This window comes from Clostridium sp. MSTE9 (assembly GCF_000277625.1).
Classification (GTDB): Bacteria; Bacillota; Clostridia; order Oscillospirales; family Acutalibacteraceae; genus Faecalispora; species Faecalispora jeddahensis.
On the sequence record NZ_AKFU01000037.1, the window covers coordinates 79508 to 101643 of the forward strand.

Genomic DNA, 22136 nt, shown 5'->3' on the forward strand with positions numbered 1-22136 from the left:
ATTCAGCGGCCGGAGATATGATAAACGCCGGAGCTTTTTTCCTGCAGTTCGATCTGTTCCAGCCGCGCGTTTACATCGGGAATCTTTTTGGCCGCGTCCCGAAAGACAAGGTTCATAAAAACCATGGGGGTGCTGTAAATGTCGAACAGCGAAGCCACGGTGATGGGAACCACATTGGTGGCGTCTGCGATTTGGCAGATGGGGGAGAGCCGGCTGTCCGTGACGGCAATGATCCGAAAGCCGCTGTCTTTGAGCTCCCGCGCTTTTTTCAGCAAAGCATCCGGATAGCGGGGGAAAATCGGCAGAACGATCCCCGTGTCCTTGGGGTCGCGGTATTCCAGCGTGTTCCATGCCGGGGTTTCCGGCGTTACCGTATAGACATTGTTGCGCAGCTTGTTCAGAATATATTGCATATAGGGCAGCAGGGTGGCGGACATTCTGGACGACAGCAGAATCAGGTCCCGCGCGTTTGCCACCATATCCACCAGAGCTTCATACGCGGGTCCGCCGATGGAGGCTTCCAGTTCCACTAAATTATTCACTTCGCTCGACAGAATGTCGCCGACCGCACTCTGCCGATCCTTTGATACATAATTCAGTCGTTGGGGCCCGGTCATTTTTTCGCCGACGCTTTTTTGCAGCTCGCGCTGAAACTCATTATAGCCGTTATAACCGAGCGCCATGCAAAAACGCGAAACGCTGCCCTGACTCACCTTGGCTTCCAGCGCCACGTCTACGGCGGTCATGAAAATAACGCGCATATAATTCTTTTCTATATAATAAGCCAGTTTTTCGTAGGTGGCAGACTCCTTTGCCGCGGCAGACAGCTTGGTAATTAAAAATTGAATCGGTTCCGTCTCCGCCGCTTTTTGCAAAGCCGCCCTTCTATTTGTCATCAAGCTCCACTCCCGTCATGATCAGATACTGCTCGCAGAGCGTATCTACATGAATTATCATACCTTCTGCGGGATTGGAAATCAACAAGAAATCATTTTTTTCTATGGAATAGCTGGAATCCCCGGCCATTACGTGCGCCAAACCAGATGGGAAATACAGCCCGGTAAAGCGGCTTTGCGGCGAAAACTGCCACGCCTTTTCGGGGCGGAGCTTTATCGCTTTGAGAAATCCTTTGGCAGATGGGGAAAAAATCAGATTGAAATTTACGCCGGTTCCCCGGCTGAGGGTATGCCATGTGCCGGAAAATGCGGCGCTCTGCATTGGCGTCAAACGGATGCTTTCTCCCCCGCGGAAGGTCAGCGTGATGTCCCCCTCCAACAAAAGCAGGATTCGCTGCTTTTGCGGGAATAGGGTAAAATCACTGGCGCCGCAGGCAACAGAGGCGGTGCTGATCCGAAAGAGAAAATCCTGCGCCGTTAAAGAAGCCTGCGGCGGATAAATAAACAGCTCAGAGGTTTCCCCTCCCGACCACTTCGTCGTCTTTTGCCGGGCACGCGGAATCAACTGAATCAAAACGGCACCTCTTTTCGGAATGGATCAGATCGCGTTCATCAGGCGCAGGCTTTCTTCGCGGATCAGCTCGGAGGCGCGCTCCTTATACTGCAAAAACTCCTGCGTCAAGCGGGTGTGGTGATCCCGGGGGCGCTCAAGCCCCACGTCGATGATTTCCCTGACCCGGCCGGGCCTTGCGGACATGACCACCACGCGGTCTGCCAAAAGGATCGCCTCGTCGATATCGTGCGTGACCATAATGATCGTTTTAGGCGACTTCTGCCATACGCTCAGCAGCAGCTCCTGCATCAGCTCGCGGGTCTGCATATCCAGCGCGCCGAACGGTTCGTCCAGCAGCAGAATGTCGGGGTCATTGGCCAGCGCTCTGGCAATGGCCACCCGCTGCTTCATGCCGCCGGAAAGCGATTTGGGGTACAGCGATTCGAAGCCGCGCAGCGCGACCAGATCCACGTATTTTTCCGCGATTTCGCGGCGTTCCTTTGCGGGCACGTTTTTCTGCTTTAATCCGAACTCGATGTTTTCCAGAACGGTCAGCCAGGGGAAGAGAGTGTAGTTCTGGAACACCATGCCTCTGTCTGGGCCCGCGCCCCGAAGCTCCTGCTGTTTGTAGCTGATGGTGCCGCTGCTGGCGGTTTCCAGCCCGCCGATGATGCGCAGCAGTGTGGATTTTCCGCAGCCCGAGGTTCCCAGCAGGGTTAAAAATTCCTTGGAGCGCACGTGAAGGTGAATGCCGTCCAGGGCCTTTACCGGGCCGTTCACGCTCTGGAACAGCTTTGAGACGTTCTTGATTTCAAGCCCCTGATGCGGGCGTTTGGCGGTTACTTCCGTTACGGTTGCCGCTGTCTGCATAATAAATCCCTCTCTTTCTGTCATTCGTTCCACGGGTACAGCTTTTTGTTCAGGAACAGCAGCAGGTTATCGATGATCAGGCCGATCAGGCCCAGAATCAGAATCCCCACAAAGATTTTTCCCACGTCTACGGTGCGCTGCGCCTGCAGGATCTTAAAGCCGATGCCGGAGGACGCGCCCACCATTTCGGCCACGATCACATACGTCCAGGCCCAGCCGAGCACGATGCGCAGCGTATCGGTGATATCGGGCATCGCTTTGGGGAGGATGACCTTCCACAGCACGTTTTTGCGGTTGGTGCCGAGTGTGTACGAAACCTCGATCAGCGAGGAATGTACGTTGCGGATGTTGGTTGCGGTCATCAGAACCAGCTGCGGCAGGCTGCCCAGAATGATGATGGCAACCTTCTCGCTTTCACCGATGCCGATCCAGAAAATGAACAGGGGGATGAAGGCCGAGGCCGGCATGTAGCGCACGAACGAGAATACCGGCTCAAAAAAGGCCGAGATCGGCGCGTAGGTTCCAATGAGCACCCCCAGCGGGATCGCCACAACTGCCGCGATGACAAATCCGGTCATCACGCGGAACACCGTCATGCCGATGTCCGTCCAGAAGCCGCTGCTGAACAGCTGCAAGCTTGCCTGAAGGGTGGCGGTAGGGGTGGGTAAGAAGAGCGGATCAACCATTTTTCCGTAGCTCAGGCCGCTCCATAAAATTAAAATGAGAAGAAAGGCCACGATGCCGAGAATCATGGCGGTATTTTGTTTGATTTTGCCTTTTGGCTGAAAGGCTGCGATTATTTTATCTCCATACATCGATTTGTTCCCCGTTTCTCGTTTTGCGGATTTTGCGGCCAGGGCTGCGGAGGGAACCGCCGTCGTTTTTTCTGCCATAGCACGAGCTCCTTTCGTCAGGGCGCCGTCTGCCATTCTCTGCGGCACACTTCGCTCTAAATAACAAGATCTCTTGGGGAGAGCAAGAACGCTCTCCCCAGAGAGGAATGGGTTTTATTCAGATCGTCTTGCTGATTATTTGGCAGCGTTGACGAAGGTGGAATTCAGCACCTTGTCAATATCCGCTTTGCTGCTTACCATTTTGGTGTCGACCCAAAGCTGTGCGGCAAATTCAGATATCTTGTAAATGTCGCCCTTGCTTTCCGCGGTTCCGAAATAGGTCTTGTTGCCGTCCTTGCCGTAGAACTGAACTTCGGTTTCACAGGCGGCTTTCAGAGCGTCCGGCTCCATGCCCGCGGGCACGCTCATGATTTTATACGCGTCGTCCGGGTTGCTCTTCATGTAATCGATCGCGTCGTTCCAGCCGTCGATGATAGCCTGCGTTGTCTCGGGGTATTTCTGGATAAAATCGGTACTCAGGCCGAGCGCGTCCACAATAACGCCGGGGTATTCGCTGCTGGAGAGCAGTACCTGGCCGAAGGTGGTTTTCTTCGCGTTGTCGAGCCAGGGCTGCCAGGTCATAGCGGCGTCCACCTTACCGGCGGCAAACGCGGCGCCCGCGTCGCCGGAGCCCATGGACTGCACGTCAAAGTCGCTCATGGATAGGTTTTTTTCCTTGAGCAGGTAGTTGAACCAGAAGAAGCTTGCGCCGCCGGTCGTGTCGAGCGCGATGGTTTTGCCCTTTAAATCCTCAAAGGCTTTAAATTCGTTCTTCGCAACCAGACCGTCGCCGCCGGAGGAGGTATCGAGCGCCAGAACCACCTGCAGGTCGATCCCGCTGGCGGCGCTCATGATGTTGGTATCCAGCGAGGTGGCGATGCCCTGAATTTTCCCGGCGGCCAAGGCACTTTTGCTGTCGGATTTGCTTTCGATGATTTCTACCTTCACGTCTGCGCCGTGATCTTTAAAGAAGCCCTTTTCCACAGCCAGATCAAGCGGGTAGAAGCCGATCCAGCTGGAATGCGCCAGCGTGACGGTACCGTCGTAAACGCCGCCGGAAGTACTGCCGGATGCCGCGCCCTGCGAGGCGGCGCCGCTTTCCGCCGGGGCCTTGCTTTCGCTGCTGCCGGAACAGCCGGCCAGCAGCGAGGTGCTCATGGCGGCGGCCAGAGCCAGAGAAATAATTTTTGCAGATGTTTTTCTCATAGTAGATTCTCCTTCATCCTGTCTCAATTCATTTTCCGCATGTGTTGTGTGTTCACTTGAAAGTGCCTGTTTGAAGGGCATCGGCTTCTTTTGCCGCAGGCGGAGAGGAAGCCACAGGCCGTTTTCAGCGAAGTTATATTTTATGAAAGAGCAAGCCCCCTCATAAAGGCAAAGAATTCAGTTTACCAGGTCTGCCGGTTGTTCCCCGCGCAGCATTTTGATGGCGTTCCAAGCGGCGCGGCCGCGCAGTTCCTCAAAGGATTCCTGCGAAATGTACGAAACGTGTGGTGTGACAATGCAGTTCGGGGCGCCGAAAATCGGTTCGTGCTCCCGGGGTGGCTCATGTGTGATGACGTCCAGCACCGCGCCGGCGATCACGCCGGTTTCCAGTGCGCGGATCAGCTCATCCTCTTTCAGAACAGCGCCGCGGGCTGTGTTGATGAGATACGCACCTTTCTTCATGAGGGAAAACTCCCGCTCCCCCAAAAGACCGGTGGTGCTTTCGTCCAGCCGCACATTGACGCTGACGTAATCGGCCAAACGGAGCCCTTCTTCCAAAGAAACCTTTTCCACACCCTGTTCGTTCAAAAAGGCGGCGTCGCGGTCGGGGTCGTAGCCGATGATTTTCATTCCAAGGCTTTGACAGCGCTTTGCGACGGTGAGGCCGATCCGCCCACACCCGACGATGAGCAGCGTAGATTGTGAAATCCGTTTAGGCAGGCGTTCCACCGCCTGCGCGCCCCATGCTCCGTTTTGCAGTCTGCTTTGATATTCGGTCAGTCCTTTATAAAAATGGAAGATGGCCGCCAGAACATAATCCGCCAGATCCTCCGCGCAGTAGCCCTGCACGTTGGTGACACCAATTCCTTTTTCGCGGGCCGCTGCGGTATCGATACGGTCGTAGCCGCCGCCGAGTACGGCAATCCCTTTGCAGTTTTGCAGGCGCTGTATGGTGGAAGCGGGAATCTGCGCGTACACCTGCGCGATGATCGCGTCCGCGCGGTATCCGAATTCCTCCAGATCGCGTTCGTAATCGTAATTGGAAAATTTCAGCTCGCAGTCGGGGTACTGCTGACGCAGAACAGCGGTTTCTATGTCGTAGTCCTTCCATTCCTCATCGATAAACCAGAACAGAGGCTTCATTGGCGCTCCTCCCTGGCGTGCAGCGTCAGTACCCCGTTTGTGGCGTCCAGCTCCGCCAGATCGCCGTTTTGAACGGTTTGGTAAAACTCGGGCTCCAGCCGGTCAACCATCGGCATTTCCATTAAAATCGCACTTGCCACCAGGGTGGTATCCGGATTCTGGATCACCAGTGCCTTGGGCTCGGTGCCCTTCATCTTTAATTGGAACATGCCGTCCGTCTGTACCACAGAGCTGCCCTTTCCGTTGGGGAACAGAAGAATCTTCCCGGAAATGCTCTGCCCGTACAGGGAGTGATTTTTCTCGATCACCACGCCGGTTTGAGGGTCCACCAGATAAAAGCAAAAGTCGTCGGCAGAAATCAATACCTCGCCCTTGGCCTGACCCTCCGAAATCTTATGACAGTGAAATGTCTTGTTCATAGGGTAATCTCTCCTTCCAAAGCGGCCGTTACGGCATTTTCCAGTTCGGTCACCACGAACTGCATCTGGCGGCGGCGCGTGTAGTAAGCACATTTTGGGGAATCAGTAACCCCTTTTTTGCCATACAGGAACTTCCAGCAGGGCTGATCCATGCACGTGTCAGACACAATCCAGCCCCCGGCCTCCCGTATGATCCGCATGTAATCCATTCTTTCCGCCAGCACATAGGACAGGGAAGAGGTCATGATAAACAGCGGCACCGCCAGACGCTTCCCCTGTACCATCCCGGCGACCGTGGCGATCTGGTCGATCGTCAGGTGAGGACACCCGAAGAGCGCGAAATCAATTTTGCCGTAGGGATCCGTCAGCTCGCTGCGCATGATGTCCAGATCCTCCTGCGTGATTTTGACCACCGCTTCCGGCTCTCCGCCCTGAAAAGCCGCCTCCATGGTTTGGGCCTCCGGCGTAAAGCCGAGAATATGGTACATCGCCACATTTCCGCCGGTATTGAGCTGCGCTCCCAGATTCATCAGCGCTTCTTTCCCGGGATTTTTCAGTCCGCTGAACACGGGAAGCTTGAAGCCGGTCTTTTTCGGGGTGCAGTACCCCAGCAGCTGATAATCGAAATCGCTTTTCATTTCCGCTTCCACTTCCACCAGAATCTGGCCCCTGCGGTTTTCGTCCAGCAGATAGCCATAATACGGCACCACGCCAGTCACGGCGGCGCACAGGGCGCTGACGGCGGCCTCCCGGTTGCTTCGGGCGCCGTACACCGAATTCACAAACGGCGTGGCGCTGGATTCCGAAAACGCGGTGATCTCCCCGAAGCGGGGAACGTTCTTTTCCAGGTAGGGGGTACAGTTGTAGGTCATGATCGCGCCGATTTTTTTGTAAGCCTCGTGCGTGCGCCGGACGATTTCCTCATCCTCCGCCTCAAGTATGGTAAACTCTTTAAACTGCTCCCAGTTGAAGCTGGGATTTACCGTGGGGCGCACCCGGCAGACGGCGCCGCCGTTGACGAGCTTTTCCACAAACCACAGGTCGGCCTCCTGATTGCTCAGTGCCACATGGGCCCGGGTAATGGGCACCATGTAAGGCGCGTCGTAGCTTTCGCCCACCGCAACCTGCACTTTCATGGCCAGCTGAACTCCGATTCCGTATTTTCCGTCGAGCATGGCTTGCTCTTGTGCTGTCAGTTTCATAGCTTCCTCCTTTGATACGGAGTGCTGCCTGTTTTCTCTCCGCCGCGGGCGGGGGAGGAGCACTCCGTTTTGTATTTGTTAAAAATATGGATGATTGCTCCGGTCAGGCGCTTTGCAGGTGCTCCATCGTGTCTTTGATTTTCAACAGAACCCGCGATTTTTTGATCGTGAGAAAATCGCCGCTGCTGTAAACCTGCCGCCCGTTAACCACGACATTTTGAATGGCGGAGGGCTGCATGGAATAAACGATATTCGGCAGAAGCTGCTCCATGGATGCACTCAGAGGCTGCATGGACAGATCCCCCAGATCGACCCCGAAGAAATCCGCGTAACAGCCGGGCGCAATTTCTCCCACAGGCAAGCCCAGCGCGCGGCCGCCCGCCGCTGTTCCCATTTCGAACGCCTGCTCGTAATTAACGCAGAGCGCATCGAGCGTATGGGCTTTTTGCAGCAGCGAGACCATGCGCATTTCCTCCAGCACGCTGATCCGGTTGTTGCCGCAGGCGCCGTCGCTGCCCAAAGCCACGGTTACTCCGCTTTTCACCATGCGGGGAATGTCGGTGATGCCGTCTGCCAAAAACATATTGCTCGAGGGGCAGTAGGCCAGCTTTGCGCCGCACGATCCGGCCAGATCGATTTCGCTGTCCTTGAGCCATACGCCGTGGATCATCATCATGCGTTCGTCCAGAACGCCCAGGCGATCCAGATATTCGATCGGGTGCAGGCCGTTGTGCGCCGCTTTGACCTCTTCCACCTCAAAGCGTTCCTCCGCCACATGAATGTGGAACCCCGTCCCAAGTTCCATCGCCAGCTCATAGCCGGCCTGAATCATTTCCGGCGAGGCGGCGTGCAGACTGTGGGGCGCGGGCAGCACGGTCACCATGGGATCGTTCCGGTGCATCCGGGCCAGTGCTTTCGTGCGCTCCACCGCCTGTGACACCGTTTCGCGGTAGCCCTCCGGCGCACCGTCCCAGTCGTACATGGTTCTGGCCAGCACCAAACGAATCCCGACATCCTGCGCGGCGCGAATGATCGCCTCATCGCTTTCCGTGCCGTAGTTGTGCAGGTAAAAGAAATCTGATACGGTCGTCACGCCGCATTGCAGCATTTCGGAAAACGCGAACACCGCTCCGTTGTAAATGTCCTCCAGCCGCATTCTGGGGGAGTAGCGGTACAAGGATCTGTCGCGCCATTCCAGAAAAGGGCGGTCTGCCGCGATTCCCCGCAGCAGGCTTTGAAAGGAGTGGTTGTGCGCGTTGACCGTACCCGGCAGCAGCACCTGATTTTCCCACCGGTGTACATAGCTGTTTGGAAACTGCGCCCGCAGCTCGGCGAAAGGGCCCACCTTTTGAATCACTCCCTTTTCCACCGCCAGAACATAGTCCTTTAAAAACTGTTTTTTGCTGTATAAGTAAGACGGATAATACAAATCCATTTAGTCCAGCTCCTCATCCAGGGTCAGCAACGCGGAAAGCATTGCATTTGCGGTATACTCTATGTCATCCATCGTGGCGGCTTCATCGGCGCAATGGCTTTTGCCGTTGACGCTCTGCGTGAAAATCATGCCGGAGCGTGTCACTCTGGCCATGTGTGCCGCATCGTGGCCCGCCATGCTCACCAATTGCACTACCGGTTGGCCGCCTTGCTCAATGCCCTGCTCCACGGCTTTGATCACGGTGGGATTCATCGGCATGGGCGGCTGATCCAGAATCGTTTTCCGCTGGATCGAAAGCTTTCTGCTTTCGGCAATCCGATTTACCCCCTGTGTGAACAGTTTCAAAAAATCCTCCTTTTTTGCGGGGTCGGATGTTCTCATTTCCAGTATCATTTCTGCCGACGCGGGGATGATGTTCGTCGAGTTGGGTTTGATTTGCAAAAAGCCCACGGTAGCAACGGCTTCGTCGCTGTGCAGTGTCGCTGCGGATGTTTCAGCCAGCAGAACCACCTCGGACGCGGCGCAGAGAGCGTCTTGCCGGTCTCTCATCACCGTGGTGCCGGCGTGATTGGCAACACCAGTTACGGTGATGATTTCGCGGTAAATTCCGGTGATGCTGCAGACCGCAGCCGAGGGGAGCTTTTGGTCGGCCAGCCGCCGCCCTTGCTCGATGTGGCATTCCAGAAAGGCTGCAATCTGCCCCTGCCCAATTTGCAGAGAATCGATCTCCTCCAGATTTCCGCCGATCCGGCAGATGGCGTCCGCCAGGGTCTGGCCGGTCTGCATATGAGTGACGTCTTTCAGGTCCTTGTATTTCAGCACTCCGCCCAGTACCTTGCTGCCCAAAGTAGACACATTGAACGGATTGGGTTCTTCTGCGGTAAGGGATACAACCCAGAGGGGATGGCGCAGCTTTTTGCCGGATTCCTGAAGCGTCTGCAGAATTTCGGTAGCCATTAACACGCCCAGCGCTCCGTCGTACATTCCCCCGTTTGGAACGGTGTCGTGATGCGAACCGATTACCAGCGGGGCAAGAGGAAGCATCCCCGCACTTTTTGCCCACAGATTGGCGATCGCATCTGTATGAAATTCTGTGCTTGTGTGGTGTTCCCAGTAGTCCCGCAGCCACCTGCGGGCGGAAGAATCCGCTTCACTGCCCAGCCATCGGTCAATTCCGCCCTGCTGATTTTTCCCGATTGCAGAAAGCTCCAGCAGATTAGCTTGCAGCCGGCTCCTGTTAATCGTCAGGGCATCTGTTTTAGATTTCATGAGCTCCTCCTGTAAATGATTATTTCATTCTTTAATTTATAAAGATGATGAAATTATTTATGGTCTGATAAAGAAAAGTGCGCTGGGAATGCTCTGCTTGTCTCCGAAGCATGAATTCCAAAAGGAAAACAAAAAAGGCGCTTTGAAAAGTAATTTTCAAAACGCCATTGTTTATGGAATATTCTCTTTATGCCGCTATCATATAGCTTTCCGTATTGACTTGTCAATAGCTTTTTCAAGATTTTAGATTACCCTCCAATTATCAAAAAGTCATTCCGGATGAAATGTGCAATTTTTATAAATAAATGATTGCGGTCTTCCTCTCTCATTTTTCAAAAGGGGGATTTGGTCACCGGTCAGAGAAAAATTCCGGTTTTTAAAGAGATCGGCAACGAGACCCGGTTGTGGGATTACCCGGGCAGAGGAAGCCTTTGACGTTGTCCACGACGGCTTCTCATGCTATAATAACCTCACAGCATAAGCGAGAGTAAAGCCTTCGAAACCTGAAAGAGTATGGAATCATCGGTCTTTAGACAGGCTGCTATGAACAAGAAAAAGAGTTCAGAGATCCGCCGCCGTTTTCGGCCGGAAAAGAATACTATCACCAATATCCAGGGATGTTATGTCAATCAAAACGAAGAAATCATTATTCTGACCAGAGCAGAGAGCTGTATGAAAGGAAACGGAATTGTTTCTTTTGCAACTGAGGACAGAAATACTTGGGGAAAGATGTTCAATGAAATTCATCAATATTTTTACACTGGATATTAGACGCAATGTAACTTCAGTGACGAAACAAAATATGAAAAGATATCATGACAGTTTGCTTGCAGCATACCTGCTTGCCGCGTTTTGGGCGATCGCAATCGTTTCTGTTGAATATAAACTTCATGATATGATTTTATCCATTTGGCATGATTCAGCCCTTGCGGTACCGGCGTCAAAAGTGATTCCGGTTGCAATGTGTGTTGCGATGGTATTTTCCAATATCAGGATGGTTCTGAGACCGGATGGAAAGGGAGACGAATCGGCAAAGTCTTCTGCAAGATTTACAGTGTTCGTTCTGCTGCTGAATTTGATCGTCTTGATCGGTGGAAACTACTACATTGTTTTTTATAGAGAACTGCCAGATGTGGCGGTGCTCGTGTTGGGTGCCGTAGCTTTGCTGTGTGCGATACTGTTTTTGATAGAGCTCATTGAGTATGTGGTATACCATCTTTATGATAAAATATTTTGAAGGCAGATAACGAAGCGGGGCTGGAATCCGGTATGTTCAAAAGCAAACCGCCCGGACTGGAGCGCATGTCAATTGGGCCAGAAGATAGCCGGCGGCTACACCTGTTGTGAAAGCGTGAACATTTCGTCTATCCGCCATGTTACGCAGGTTCTCAGGCGTTCCCGATAAAGGGAACATCACAGGCGGGCAGGCCATGCCGGCAATCGTGAAGGTTTATTTTCTGTCGTTTTAGAAATGGATTGTAATCAATGTTCTGACGATAAAAACCCATGGGCCAAAGTCAATTGGAACATGGGTTTTCTGTATATTTTCATGTGTATTATACATGTGGTATATTAAATCCGAATTTCGATGGTACATACGCGAAGAAAAAAACGTTATACAGGAAAATTTTTACTGTTTTCAGCAAATATTCTTCCCAAAATCCTGTCTATAAAATAGAGGATACTTAAGAACGAGAGGAAAGGAGGGTATGGATGGACGATCTTCAAATCATCGAGCTGTACTGGCTTCGGGACGAGGCCGCTATCAGTGAGAGCGGTACGAAATACGGCCATATGCTGAAACGGATCTCACTCAACATTTTATCCAATCATGAGGACAGCGAGGAATGTGTGAACGATACGTATGAAAAAGCCTGGAACACAATGCCGCCGCATCATCCGAACTGTCTTTCCGCTTTTTTGGGGCGGATCACACGCAATCTTTCCATCAACCGCTGGCATGAAAATCACACGAAAAAACGCGGCGGCGCGGCGGGTGCGGACGTACTGCTTTCAGAGCTTTCTGATTGTATTCCCGCATCACAGACAACAGAAGCGGAGATCGATCTGAGCATCGTAACGGACGTGATTACAAAATGGCTGTCATCCCTGTCTCAGGATGATCGTGTTTTGTTCTTACGGCGTTATTGGTTCGGCGACACCTTGAAGGCTCTTGCGGAAGAAAGTCTGACAACGCCGGTCAAACTGGCCGGGCGGATTTATCGCCTGCGCAAAAAACTCAAAGAAACCCTTGAAAAGGAGGAAATTTTGCTGTGAAAGAAAAGCAGATATTTGATGCGATCACGAATGTACCGGATGAGCTGGTGGAAGAGGCGAGAGAAATCAGTCTGAAACCAATCGCAAAGCCCTGGAAAAAATGGACCGCGCTTGCGGCTTGTGCCGTTTTGGTGTTTACGTTTGTTTTCACCCTTCCTCATGGCTCGAGCGGCCCCGGCGGCGAGCTATTGAGCGTTGGGTTCCCGAAGGCTTATTCCTATAACGATTGGGACGCAAAACAAGCTGTGCTGAAGAACAATCCGGTGGAGGACACCTTTCTGAAAGCCGTGAACGGATTTTCCTATGAAACCGGATCGAAACTACTGGCAAGCAGCGGCGGGAACAGCAACTATTCTCCGTTATCCCTTTATTACGCGTTGGCGATCACTGCCTCCGGTGCGCGGGGAGAAACGGCGGATGAAATGCTTTCCCTGCTGAACATGCCCGACCAGGCGGCGCTTTCCGTGCAGTGCGGAAATCTGTACCGGCAGCTTTACACAGATAACGAGATCGGAAAGCTGAAGATCGCAAACTCCGTCTGGATGAATCAGAGCGTACCCTGGAAACAGGATTTCGTCAAAAATGCCGCCGAAAATTTTTATGCTTCTTCCTTCAGCGTGGATTTTTCCGATCCGAAAACGGCGCAGGCCATGGGCAAGTGGGTGTCTGAGCATACGAACGGTACTTTGGAGCCTCAGTTTGAAATCTCTAAGGATAAGATTCTTTCCATCCTGAATACGGTTTATTTTTATGACGAGTGGACGAATAAGTTCGATTCGGCGAAAACAGCCGCAGATACGTTTCATTCGGCAGACGGCACTACGATCAATACTGACTTTATGAATGGAACGAACTCATCCGGCAGCTTTTATAAAGGGGATGGTTTCATTCGCTCGAGTCTCTCCTTAAAAAACGGCGGGAAGATGATCTTCATTCTTCCAAACAAAGGGATTTCTCCCCGGGAGCTGTTGTCCACCCCCGAGAAAATGCAGAATGCTTTTGAGGGCGGGGAAGATCAGAACGGCGAAGTTGTCTGGAAAATGCCGAAATTCGACTTCGGAGCAAAGATTGAGCCGATCGATGCGTTAAAGGCCTTGGGAATTCATTCCGCTTTTGAACAGAGCGCAGACTTTTCCGGCATTACGGATCAGATGGCGTCTGTTTCAGATATCCGGCAGGAAACTCACATTGCGGTTGATGAAAACGGAGTGGAAGCATCGGCCTTTACCGAGGTTGCGTCTGTAACCTCGATGCCAATAGTACTGGATAAAGCCGAAATGATTTTAGACCGTCCGTTTCTTTACGGGATCGCCGCACCCGACGGTACTCTTCTGTTTGTCGGCGTGTGTGAAAATCCTGCCGCAAAATAACCCCTGCCAAAGGGAAAACACAGGAAATTTTATAGGCAGAGGGAGCGGAGATTTCCGTTTCGTCACCATTCTTCAAACAATCTTATCTATGTGTATTGCACGAATGAAAAAGCGGACTGTAAACCGGTTTACAGTCCGCTTTTTTTGACGATGCCTGGGATGATGAACCATTTCCGATATCTGTCGTAAGGAGGAGCGGGCATTCCTTGTCTTGTATCGGAAACGATAGATGCAGCTACGACCGTGTTCGACAGATAGCATTAAATTTCGACTGCAACAAAATGTTTTTTATAAAAAGTAAACAAACAGCACCTGCCTAATCCTTTCAACATTACCAGTTGACTTTGCAGTTTGATCCTATTATGATAAAGGAAAGATATGGAATCGGTTCCATAATGAAGAGACTTTATTTAGGGTTTGAAGAGTCTGTTTGTTTATGTTTTAACCTTTTTATTGGCAAAATTGATTTGATCATTTCTAAAATATTGATATTTGTTAGACAAAATACATAGAGTTTTATAGTGGGAACGGTTTTATAAATACTGAAATGGAATAAGGTTTTCATTATGCTAACGATCAAAGAAGTGGCTGAATTGGCCGGAGTCTCCAAATCCACAGTGTCCAGAGTGCTCAATAACAATGGCTATGTCAGCAATGAGGCGAGGCAGAAAATTGAGAAGGTGATCAAAGAACACCAATATAAGCCCTCGGCGGCCGCAGTAAGCCTTTCCAAGCAGGAAAGCAGCATTATCGGTGTGGTGATCCCCGAAATCGACAATCCCTTTTTTGCTGAGGTGTTAAAGGGAATTACCGAAATGGCCGATGAAAACGGCTTTTCCCTGATTTTTTGCGACACGCAGAACAGCGGCGAAAAAGAACTGAAAGCACTGGGCATGCTGGAGCAGCAGCGGGTCAGAGGCGTCATCATCACGCCCGCCATGGGCTATGGGCTGGAATCCATTGATAAAATCAAAGCGGCGCTCTCCAAGCTGGCGGTTCCCATCGTCGTGGTCGACAGAGATTTTGATTATTCGGAGTGGGACACCGTTTATTTTCAGAACTATGAAAGCGGTTATCTTGCGGCAGAGAGCCTGATTAAGGCTGGGAACGAAAGAATCGGGATCATTCTGGGGGATATGCAACTGAAAATCGCAAGAGAGCGTTACCGGGGCTTTAAGGACGCGATGGCGTCGTATCACAAGGTGATCTGCGATAAAGATGTATGGAAGGGCGATTTCACCACAGATACGGCCTATGATCTGATGAAGCAGATGATTGCTTCAGGGGATCTGCCGGATGCCATGGTGACCACAAACAACCGCACAAGCATGGGCTTTCTCAAGGCGATGGTAGAGGCCGGAATTACCGTCGGGAAAGACATCGCCGTGGTTGGAATCGATCTTATTCCTACGCTGGATGCGCTGGGGTTTCATTTCAGCTGTGTTTCCCGTGATACGGAGGAAATGGGAAAAATGGCGATGAGATTGCTGATGCGCCGCATGGCGGAACCGGACGGCAACAGAAACATATGGGTGGTGCCCTGCAAATTGGAACTGAAGGGATCTGAAAGCAAGCGGAGATGATATATTTCCTGCAAATGATGTGGAACCGGTTCCACACCGTAGAAATCCTTTATCGTTAACAGAAATTTTTCTGTTATATATTTTTTATATCAAAGAAATGGAGGATGTTTGTATTATGAAAAAGAAGGTCTTGTCAGTGTTCCTGGCGGCTGCAATGGCCGTATCCCTTGGGGCCTGCGGGGGTACGACAACACCCGCGCCGGCGTCATCCGGCGGGTCCGGGGCTTCCAGCGCGGGGAAAGACACCTATAATGTTACCGTGATCATCAAAGCAACCGACTCCTCTTATTGGCAGACGCTTTTGCTGGGGGCGAAGGCCGCGGCAGAGGAAAGTAACGGGAAAATTAAGGTCACAACAGACGGACCTGCTTCGGAAACAGATATTGATAAGCAGGTGACCATTCTGGAAAATGCAATCGCTGCGAAGCCGGACGGCATCGTGCTCGCTTCCATCAGCTCCACCTCCACCGTGCCGGCCGTTGAGCAGGCAAACGCAGCGGGGATTCCCGTGGTGACGGTCGACAACAAGCTGGAAACAGACGCGTACACCCAGCATATCGCAACGGATCACGCGATTGCAGCAGCGACCGCCGCGGCGGATATGGTAGAACAGTGGAAGGCAAAGGGCATTGACCCCACAGGCAAAAAAGTGGCTTTGATCAGCGCGGATTCCGGTTCGGCTGTCAATCAGGCGCGCTGCAAAGGGTTCACGGATGAAATCAAGCGCCTTGTTCCGAGCATCGTTGTTCTCGAAACCCAGTATTGCGACAACGACATTCAGAAAGCGCTCGACGCAGCCGATAACCTGGTTCTGGCTAATCAGGATCTGATCGGGATTTTCGGCGACAACAACCACATGGGCGACGGCATTGCAAAAGCGATGGAACAGAGCAAAAAGGGCGATAAGATCGTTACCTATGCTTTTGACTCGGACGATACCGAAATTGATGCGATTCAAAACGGCAATCTGACCGGTATCGTCGTTCAGGATCCTTTCGGAATGGGCTACAACGGCGTATTGGCCGCGGTATCGAAGCTCGAAGGCAAGGACCTGGAAAAAGATAAGGTTTCTGAGACCACACTGGTGACGAAAAAGAACATCCAGGAGGATGCGGTGCAGAAGCTGCTGTATCCCGGCAAATAAAGAATCGATACTTTCTAAACGTGTAAAATCAGACTTCCGAAGCCGATGGTTCCGAGCCTGAATGATTGGCGGAGGAAGTCTGATTTTCAGACATGGAGGTTCGTATGCAAACGCAAAAACAGCCAATCGTCGCCATAAAAGGACTGGTAAAGGATTTCCCGGGTGTACGCGCTTTGTCCGGAGTGGATTTAGAGGTCTACCCCGGGGAAGTTCACGCCCTGATTGGGGAAAACGGTGCCGGAAAGTCCACCGTCATCAAAATTCTGATGGGCATTTATTCCAAAACGGCGGGAGAAATCTATGTGGAGGGCGAATTAAAAGAAGCCCGATCCCCCGTTCAGGCCCAATCCTTTGGATTCGGCGCGGTCTATCAGGATGTCAATCTCGCGCAGCACCTGTCTGTTGCCGAAAATTTTTTTATGGGGCAGCTGCCCAAAACGAAGCTCGGTACCGTTGATTTCAAAAAGATCAATCGGGCCACGCAAGAGATTTTGGAATCCATTCACGTACATGTCGATCCCAAAGCGATTATCCGAACATTGTCGGTGGCGCAGCAGGAAATGGTCGCAATCGGCAAGACCATATTTCAAAAAGCCAAACTGGTCATTTTTGACGAGCCCACCGCATTGCTGACGAACGATGAAACCCAGCAGCTTTTTCAAATGATCAAGCAGCTAAAGAACAGCGGGGTGGGAATCCTGTACGTTTCACACCGGATGGAAGAGATTTTTTCCATCTGTGACCGGGCCAGCGTGCTGAAGGACGGCGCGTTGGTGGGTACTGTTCCGATCGACCAAACCACACAGGATCAGCTGATCTCCATGATGGTCGGCCGAAATGTGGAAAATATGTACCAAATTCAGCATCAGGCTCCAGGGGAAACGATACTGAAGGTTGACAATATATCCAGGGGAAAGGCATTTTCCAATATCAGCTTTGAGGTAAGAAAAGGGGAGATCTTCGGCATGTTCGGCCTGGTCGGCTCCGGGCGGACGGAAATTGTCAGAAGTATTTTCGGCGCCGATGTCAAAGACGGCGGTACCGTCACCCTTCACGGAAAACAAGCGGATTATGTCAAGCCGACGCAGGGCATCAAGGCAGGGATCGCTCTGCTTCCCGAAAACAGACGTGCGCAGGGGTTGGCGCTGGGGTTATCCGTTTCAGACAATATCAATATGGTGGCCCAGAATAAAATCAGTCGGTTTGGCGTGGTGAATAATCAGGAAAGCGTCAAAATCGCCAAAAGCTTCTGCGATAAGCTCAGAATCAAAACGCCGTCTGTTTACCAGCGGGTTAAGAATCTTTCGGGTGGGAACCAGCAGAAGGTCGTTATTTCCAAATGGCTGGAGCAGGACAGTGATCTGTTCATTTTTGACGAGCCGACCGTGGGCGTGGATGTCGGCGCCAAGCTGGAGATTTATAAAATCTTTGAAACCTTGATCAAAGAAGGAAAAACGATCATTATGATTTCCTCCTATCTTCCTGAGGTAATGGGGCTGGCCGATCGGATTTTGATTATGTATGAGGGGCAGCAGACCGGGATTTTATCCAGAGACGAATTTCAGGAAGAACGGATTCTTCGCCTGGCCTCCGGGATAAAGGGAAAGGAGTAAACGATGACAGCAGAAAATAAATCATTGAAACAAAGACAATATAACAGCTTTTTGGCACGCTATCAAACAGAGCTGCTTCTGATTGGCATTCTTGCAGTGCTGTTCCTGTTTTTCGGGAATACATCCCCGGTGTTTTTCCAGTTAGAAACACTGATGAAGCTCCTGAAACAGGCTTCTATCTACGGCATCATTGCAATCGGAATGGTGTTTGTCATCACTTCATCGGGAATCGATATCTCCGTCGGTTCCGTGGTCGGGCTTTCCGGCGTGATTGTCGCTATGGCTATGGTGAACGGCGTGCCTATCCCGATCGCCATCTTGCTGGCGATCGCGTCCAGCGCTTTGGTGGGTCTGTTCAACGGGATTCTGGTGTATGACGCAAACGTCCCGCCTTTCATTGCCACATTGGGCTCCCTGACCATCGTCAGAAATTTTATTTTACTGATTACAGGCGCAAAAACCATATCGGATCTTCCAAAGGTGTTTACCAATTTCGCGGCAGACAGCCTGCTTGGAATTCCCTATTTGTTTCTTTCGTGGGCCGTGTTCGTCTGCATCGGTCTGTTCATCGCGAAAAAGACTACCTTCGGGCGCAACATGTACGCTTACGGCAGCAACAAAGAGGCCGCCAGGCTGAGCGGCATCCGCGTGCGCTCCGTGGTGTACGGCGTATACATATTCTGCTCCAGCGTGTGCGGTGTAGCAGGAATCCTCCTCGCCTCGAGACTCGGCAACGGGGTTCCGAATGCAGGCACGGGGTATGAGCTGGACGCCATCGCGGCCGCGGTGGTCGGCGGAGCCAGCCTGGACGGCGGCGAGGGCTCTGTGATCGGTGCGGTGCTGGGCGCCATGATCATGGCTACCTTGCGGCAGGGCGGAACCCTTTTGGGGATCAATTCTTTTATCATGGAAATCATCATCGGTTCCCTGATTGTAATAGCGGTTGTTCTGGATAAGGTGCGGAAAAAAAGAAACTGAACAATACAATTTTGAGAGCAATGGAGGTACACGGATATGCTTTACAAAAAGGTGAAAATGATAGAGGAAGAAATCTCCATCATTGGTGTGGGCTGTTGGAATTTCGGCGGTGACTGGGATTCGACGGATGATAAGAAATCTATTGATATCATCCACAAAGCGATTGATTTGGGAATCAATTTTTTTGACGTGGCCCCTGTATATGGGTGGGGACATTCGGAAAAGGTTCTGGGAATGGCCCTGAAGAAAGGGCATTTGAGAGATAAGGTTCTGATCGCTTCAAAGGGCGGGCTTCTCTGGAACGATGCACACGAAACGACCAACAATCTTTCCAAAGAAAGCCTGATGAAGGAAATCGATCAAACCCTGACCAGGCTGCAGACAGACCATATTGATATCTATCAGATGCATTGGCCGGATCCCGACGTGCCGCTGGAAGAAACCGCCGAAGCGCTGGAGGAGATCAAACGGGCCGGGAAAATCCGTTATGTCGGGCTGAGCAATTTTTCTCAGGCGGATGTGGAAAAAATGATGAAGCTGACGCAGGTCCATTGTCAGCAGAGTCTGTATAATATGCTGGAACGCAACACCACCAGCTATCACGGGATTCCGCTGGATTACCGCACGGAAGAGGAAGTGCTGCCTGCCGTTAGAAAACATGGTCAGGCGTTTTTGCCTTACAGCCCGCTGTTCCAGGGGCTGCTGGCGGGCAAATTCCATACTGGGATCACTTTTTCCAGGAATGATATCCGAAATGAAAATCCAAAGCTGGTGGGCCCCCAGTTCGAGCAGTATTTTGAAGCAGGGGAAAAGCTGAAGAGCCTTGCCGATGAATACGGGAAACCCATGAACGAGATCGCCTTAAACTGGCTGAGACAAAAGCCGGAGGTCACCTCCATCATCGGGGGTGCTTCCTCGATTCAGCAGCTGGAACAGAACATCCATTGCCTGACCTGGAACATTGACGATGAGATGATGGGAAAAATCAGTGAGATCATTGCTCCGTTTGAGAATCTTTAGTCTTTTAATTAAACAGGAAGGATACTGCCCGCAAAGGGTGGTATCCTTTCATTTTTTCTATGATGTTGAAAAGAGAAGAACGGCGGGCAGTTTCTGTTGTTTTTAGTTCGGAGAAAAACACAATCCCATGATTTAGCTCTTATACAGATAACTCTGTTTTTAAATTATAAAAGTCACAGTATCAACCTGTGTTTTGTATTCTGCTATTTTATTGAACTCTGTCGGTACGAAAACCCTGGCGATAAATTGAAAAGGCGATACCGTGAATGCAGGCAACAATATTGCAATTTACAATAAAAGCCAGTATAGTTAGAAGAGACTAACTTAGAGCTTCGACACAGTTGCGGCCAACGAGTGTTGATCAGAGCTCATGACATCATCGTATTTTGAGAGGGGACGGGCATATGGTGATCATAGATGAAAGTAGTAAAATACCGCTGTATACCCAATTGTATGAGGGGATTAAGGCGGATATCGTAAACGGGACACTCAAGCCCGGAACAAAACTTCAGTCGAGCCGGACAATGTCTACAGAACTGCATCTCAGCAGGAATACCGTTGAACTGGCTTACGGTCAGCTATTTGCGGAGGGCTTTATTACAAGCATCCAGCGAAAAGGGTATTATGTGGAAGCTCTGGATATGGAAACATTTCAGCAAGGTGACTCCTGCTCTTGCTGTGACTCCTGCATTTGCCATGATTTCTGCGACTGCCGTATCACCGGCAAATGTTGTGACGCCTGCACTTGCCACCATCAGGACGAATCTGATGAAACACCAAATCAGGATATTCTCTATGATTTTAAGAGCGGGAAGCTTCTTCATTCCGATCTTCCCTGCAACCTGTGGCAAAGACTGATCGGCAGGTGCTTTCATGACTATAAAGAAGATTTGGCGCTGCAAAAATCGGTTTTCGGTGAAGCAGGACTTCGTTCAGAGATACAAAAACACATCCTGAATTACCGGGACGTCAGCTGCACCGCGGAACAGATCATTGTGACAACGGGCACGCAGTTTTGCCTGGACCTTGCCTGCCAGCTTTTGAAATCGTTCAATAGAGGACTGGATATTGCCATGGAAGAGCCGGGCTATGATCAGTCACGCACCACCTTCCAGAATAATGGTCTGAATATATGTCCGATGGGACTTGATAAGCATGGAGCGGATGTAAAGGTGCTCTCAGCGACCAATGCGATCGCGGCGTATATCACCCCCTCCCATCAATTCCCCACAGGCATTGTGATGCCCCTATCCCGGCGAAATGAGCTTGTGGAGTGGGCCAGGCAAAAGGACAGCTTTATCATCGAAGACGATTATAACTGCCACTTTCAGCATGGCGTCAGGATGCTTCCCTCCGTTCAATCCCTCTGTGCGGACAGGGTTTTCTACATTGGCAGCTTCTCGAATGTGCTATTTCCGTGCCTGAGCGTTTCCTATATGGTGGTTCCGGAAAAGCTGCTGGATCAGCTGCACAGGCGGTTTGACAACTATACTCCGTTTGTTTCGTTCCTGACGCAAAAACCACTGGAGATGTTTATGAGGGAAGGCCTTTGGGAAGGCCACCTGAGAAAAATGAAAAAGGCGCAGCGGATCAAATGCGAGGCGCTGGTCGATGCTCTGAACGATCGATTTGGAGACAGCATACATATTTCGGCATTTCATGCCGGGCTGCATCTGCTGGTTCGGGCCGAGTGGCCGATCACGGAGCAGGAATTGATCAGCCGGGCCCGCCGGGCGGGTGTGGGCGTGTATCCAACCTCTCACTACTGGAGCCGCCCTGAAAAAGGCCAAAGCGCGACGGTGCTTTTGAATTATGGGGGAATCCCGCTGAAAGATATCCCCGACGCGGTCGAGCGCCTTTCTGCGGCATGGCATGATCATGTTTCTGGAGCCATGCAAGACGTTGAGTCTGGTTCTTTTGCTTTGCGTTAGACGATTCTAAAATATGTTTATGGGCAGGGTAGGTCTTTTTGATATGCTGCTGATTGTCCAAATACATATTCATAAAGGATTGGTCGTGATGCTTTTATCGTTGGCGTCGGTTGGTGAAATGCACCAGGTCAAGGCAATTTGGGTAGAGGACAGAACGAGAGATACTCTGAAAGAAGTTGGAATCACAGAGGATTGTGAAATATTGATCGTATTAAAACAATTTGACGATACCATTATTGTCGGCATTCAGGAGAAGCGCATTGCCATAGGCGGAGAATTGGCCCGCAAAATTATCGTATAAATCGTGGCTGCGGCTGTGAAAAGAATGGTTTTT

The 22136-nt window shown here is 51.3% G+C and carries 21 protein-coding genes; 11 read left to right on the plus strand and 10 right to left on the minus strand.

The genetic code is table 11. From position 1 onward, the window contains the following. Positions 1 to 2: 2 nt before the first annotated feature. The 10 genes from HMPREF1141_RS11735 to HMPREF1141_RS11780 form a co-directional block, all read right to left on the minus strand. A complete protein-coding gene (locus tag HMPREF1141_RS11735; protein WP_009064446.1) occupies positions 3 to 896 on the minus strand; it encodes a MurR/RpiR family transcriptional regulator in 894 nt (297 codons plus the stop codon). Then, positions 886 to 1470, minus strand: a complete 585-nt coding sequence (locus HMPREF1141_RS11740) for a HutD family protein (protein WP_009064583.1) — start codon at positions 1468 to 1470, stop codon at positions 886 to 888. The genes HMPREF1141_RS11735 and HMPREF1141_RS11740 overlap by 11 nt, the downstream gene beginning before the upstream one ends. 24 nt (positions 1471 to 1494) lie before the next feature. After that, positions 1495 to 2319, minus strand: coding sequence for an ABC transporter ATP-binding protein (locus HMPREF1141_RS11745; RefSeq protein ID WP_009064458.1), 825 nt, complete (start codon positions 2317 to 2319; stop codon positions 1495 to 1497). 20 nt (positions 2320 to 2339) lie between these two features. Continuing rightward, complete coding sequence (locus HMPREF1141_RS11750) at positions 2340 to 3212, minus strand: ABC transporter permease (protein WP_009064568.1); 873 nt, start codon at positions 3210 to 3212, stop codon at positions 2340 to 2342. A gap of 135 nt (positions 3213 to 3347) precedes the next feature. Further along, on the minus strand, positions 3348 to 4418 hold the full coding sequence (locus tag HMPREF1141_RS11755) for an ABC transporter substrate-binding protein (protein WP_009064612.1): 1071 nt from the start codon (positions 4416 to 4418) through the stop codon (positions 3348 to 3350). Between the two features lie 177 nt (positions 4419 to 4595). After that, the gene (locus HMPREF1141_RS11760; protein WP_009064529.1) at positions 4596 to 5561 is read right to left on the minus strand and encodes a C-terminal binding protein; all 966 of its coding nucleotides are present in this window, start codon (positions 5559 to 5561) and stop codon (positions 4596 to 4598) included. Further along, positions 5558 to 5980, minus strand: coding sequence for a DUF126 domain-containing protein (locus tag HMPREF1141_RS11765; protein ID WP_009064607.1), 423 nt, complete (start codon positions 5978 to 5980; stop codon positions 5558 to 5560). The genes HMPREF1141_RS11760 and HMPREF1141_RS11765 overlap by 4 nt, the downstream gene beginning before the upstream one ends. Further along, positions 5977 to 7182: an aconitase X catalytic domain-containing protein gene (locus HMPREF1141_RS11770; protein WP_009064516.1), complete on the minus strand. Its 1206-nt coding sequence runs from the start codon at positions 7180 to 7182 to the stop codon at positions 5977 to 5979. Before HMPREF1141_RS11770 ends, HMPREF1141_RS11765 begins: the two co-directional genes overlap by 4 nt. Positions 7183 to 7285: 103 nt before the next feature. Then, positions 7286 to 8617 (minus strand): amidohydrolase, encoded by a 1332-nt coding sequence (locus HMPREF1141_RS11775; RefSeq protein WP_009064558.1) that lies wholly within the window; start codon positions 8615 to 8617, stop codon positions 7286 to 7288. Continuing rightward, a complete protein-coding gene (locus tag HMPREF1141_RS11780) occupies positions 8618 to 9886 on the minus strand; it encodes a hydantoinase/carbamoylase family amidase (RefSeq protein WP_009064619.1) in 1269 nt (422 codons plus the stop codon). 543 nt (positions 9887 to 10429) lie between these two features. Here HMPREF1141_RS11780 and HMPREF1141_RS11785 point away from each other — a divergent pair. The 11 genes from HMPREF1141_RS11785 (at position 10430) to HMPREF1141_RS11835 (ending at position 22103) form a co-directional block, all read left to right on the plus strand. Continuing rightward, positions 10430 to 10657 carry a DUF4317 family protein gene (locus HMPREF1141_RS11785; RefSeq protein ID WP_009064524.1) on the plus strand — a complete coding sequence of 76 codons (228 nt, stop codon included), beginning with the start codon at positions 10430 to 10432 and terminating at the stop codon, positions 10655 to 10657. Beyond that, positions 10623 to 11123, plus strand: a complete 501-nt coding sequence (locus HMPREF1141_RS11790) for a hypothetical protein (RefSeq protein WP_035317032.1) — start codon at positions 10623 to 10625, stop codon at positions 11121 to 11123. Before HMPREF1141_RS11785 ends, HMPREF1141_RS11790 begins: the two co-directional genes overlap by 35 nt. Positions 11124 to 11599: 476 nt before the next feature. Further along, positions 11600 to 12163: a sigma-70 family RNA polymerase sigma factor gene (locus tag HMPREF1141_RS11795; protein WP_009064579.1), complete on the plus strand. Its 564-nt coding sequence runs from the start codon at positions 11600 to 11602 to the stop codon at positions 12161 to 12163. Next, positions 12160 to 13533, plus strand: a complete 1374-nt coding sequence (locus tag HMPREF1141_RS11800; RefSeq protein ID WP_009064536.1) for a serpin family protein — start codon at positions 12160 to 12162, stop codon at positions 13531 to 13533. The genes HMPREF1141_RS11795 and HMPREF1141_RS11800 overlap by 4 nt, the downstream gene beginning before the upstream one ends. Before the next feature lie 566 nt (positions 13534 to 14099). Continuing rightward, on the plus strand, positions 14100 to 15116 hold the full coding sequence (locus tag HMPREF1141_RS11805; protein WP_009064532.1) for a LacI family DNA-binding transcriptional regulator: 1017 nt from the start codon (positions 14100 to 14102) through the stop codon (positions 15114 to 15116). A gap of 115 nt (positions 15117 to 15231) precedes the next feature. Continuing rightward, positions 15232 to 16260: a substrate-binding domain-containing protein gene (locus HMPREF1141_RS11810; RefSeq protein WP_009064527.1), complete on the plus strand. Its 1029-nt coding sequence runs from the start codon at positions 15232 to 15234 to the stop codon at positions 16258 to 16260. A 104-nt stretch (positions 16261 to 16364) separates the two neighbouring features. Further along, the gene (locus HMPREF1141_RS11815; RefSeq protein ID WP_009064481.1) at positions 16365 to 17873 is read left to right on the plus strand and encodes a sugar ABC transporter ATP-binding protein; all 1509 of its coding nucleotides are present in this window, start codon (positions 16365 to 16367) and stop codon (positions 17871 to 17873) included. Between the two features lie 24 nt (positions 17874 to 17897). Further along, on the plus strand, positions 17898 to 18851 hold the full coding sequence (locus HMPREF1141_RS11820; RefSeq protein ID WP_242824601.1) for an ABC transporter permease: 954 nt from the start codon (positions 17898 to 17900) through the stop codon (positions 18849 to 18851). Between the two features lie 36 nt (positions 18852 to 18887). Continuing rightward, entirely contained in the window at positions 18888 to 19871 is a 984-nt protein-coding gene (locus HMPREF1141_RS11825; RefSeq protein WP_009064566.1) for an aldo/keto reductase, read from the plus strand. A gap of 404 nt (positions 19872 to 20275) precedes the next feature. Beyond that, complete coding sequence (locus HMPREF1141_RS11830) at positions 20276 to 21802, plus strand: PLP-dependent aminotransferase family protein (protein WP_009064610.1); 1527 nt, start codon at positions 20276 to 20278, stop codon at positions 21800 to 21802. An 88-nt stretch (positions 21803 to 21890) separates the two neighbouring features. After that, entirely contained in the window at positions 21891 to 22103 is a 213-nt protein-coding gene (locus HMPREF1141_RS11835; protein ID WP_187119572.1) for a FeoA family protein, read from the plus strand. Positions 22104 to 22136: the final 33 nt, after the last annotated feature.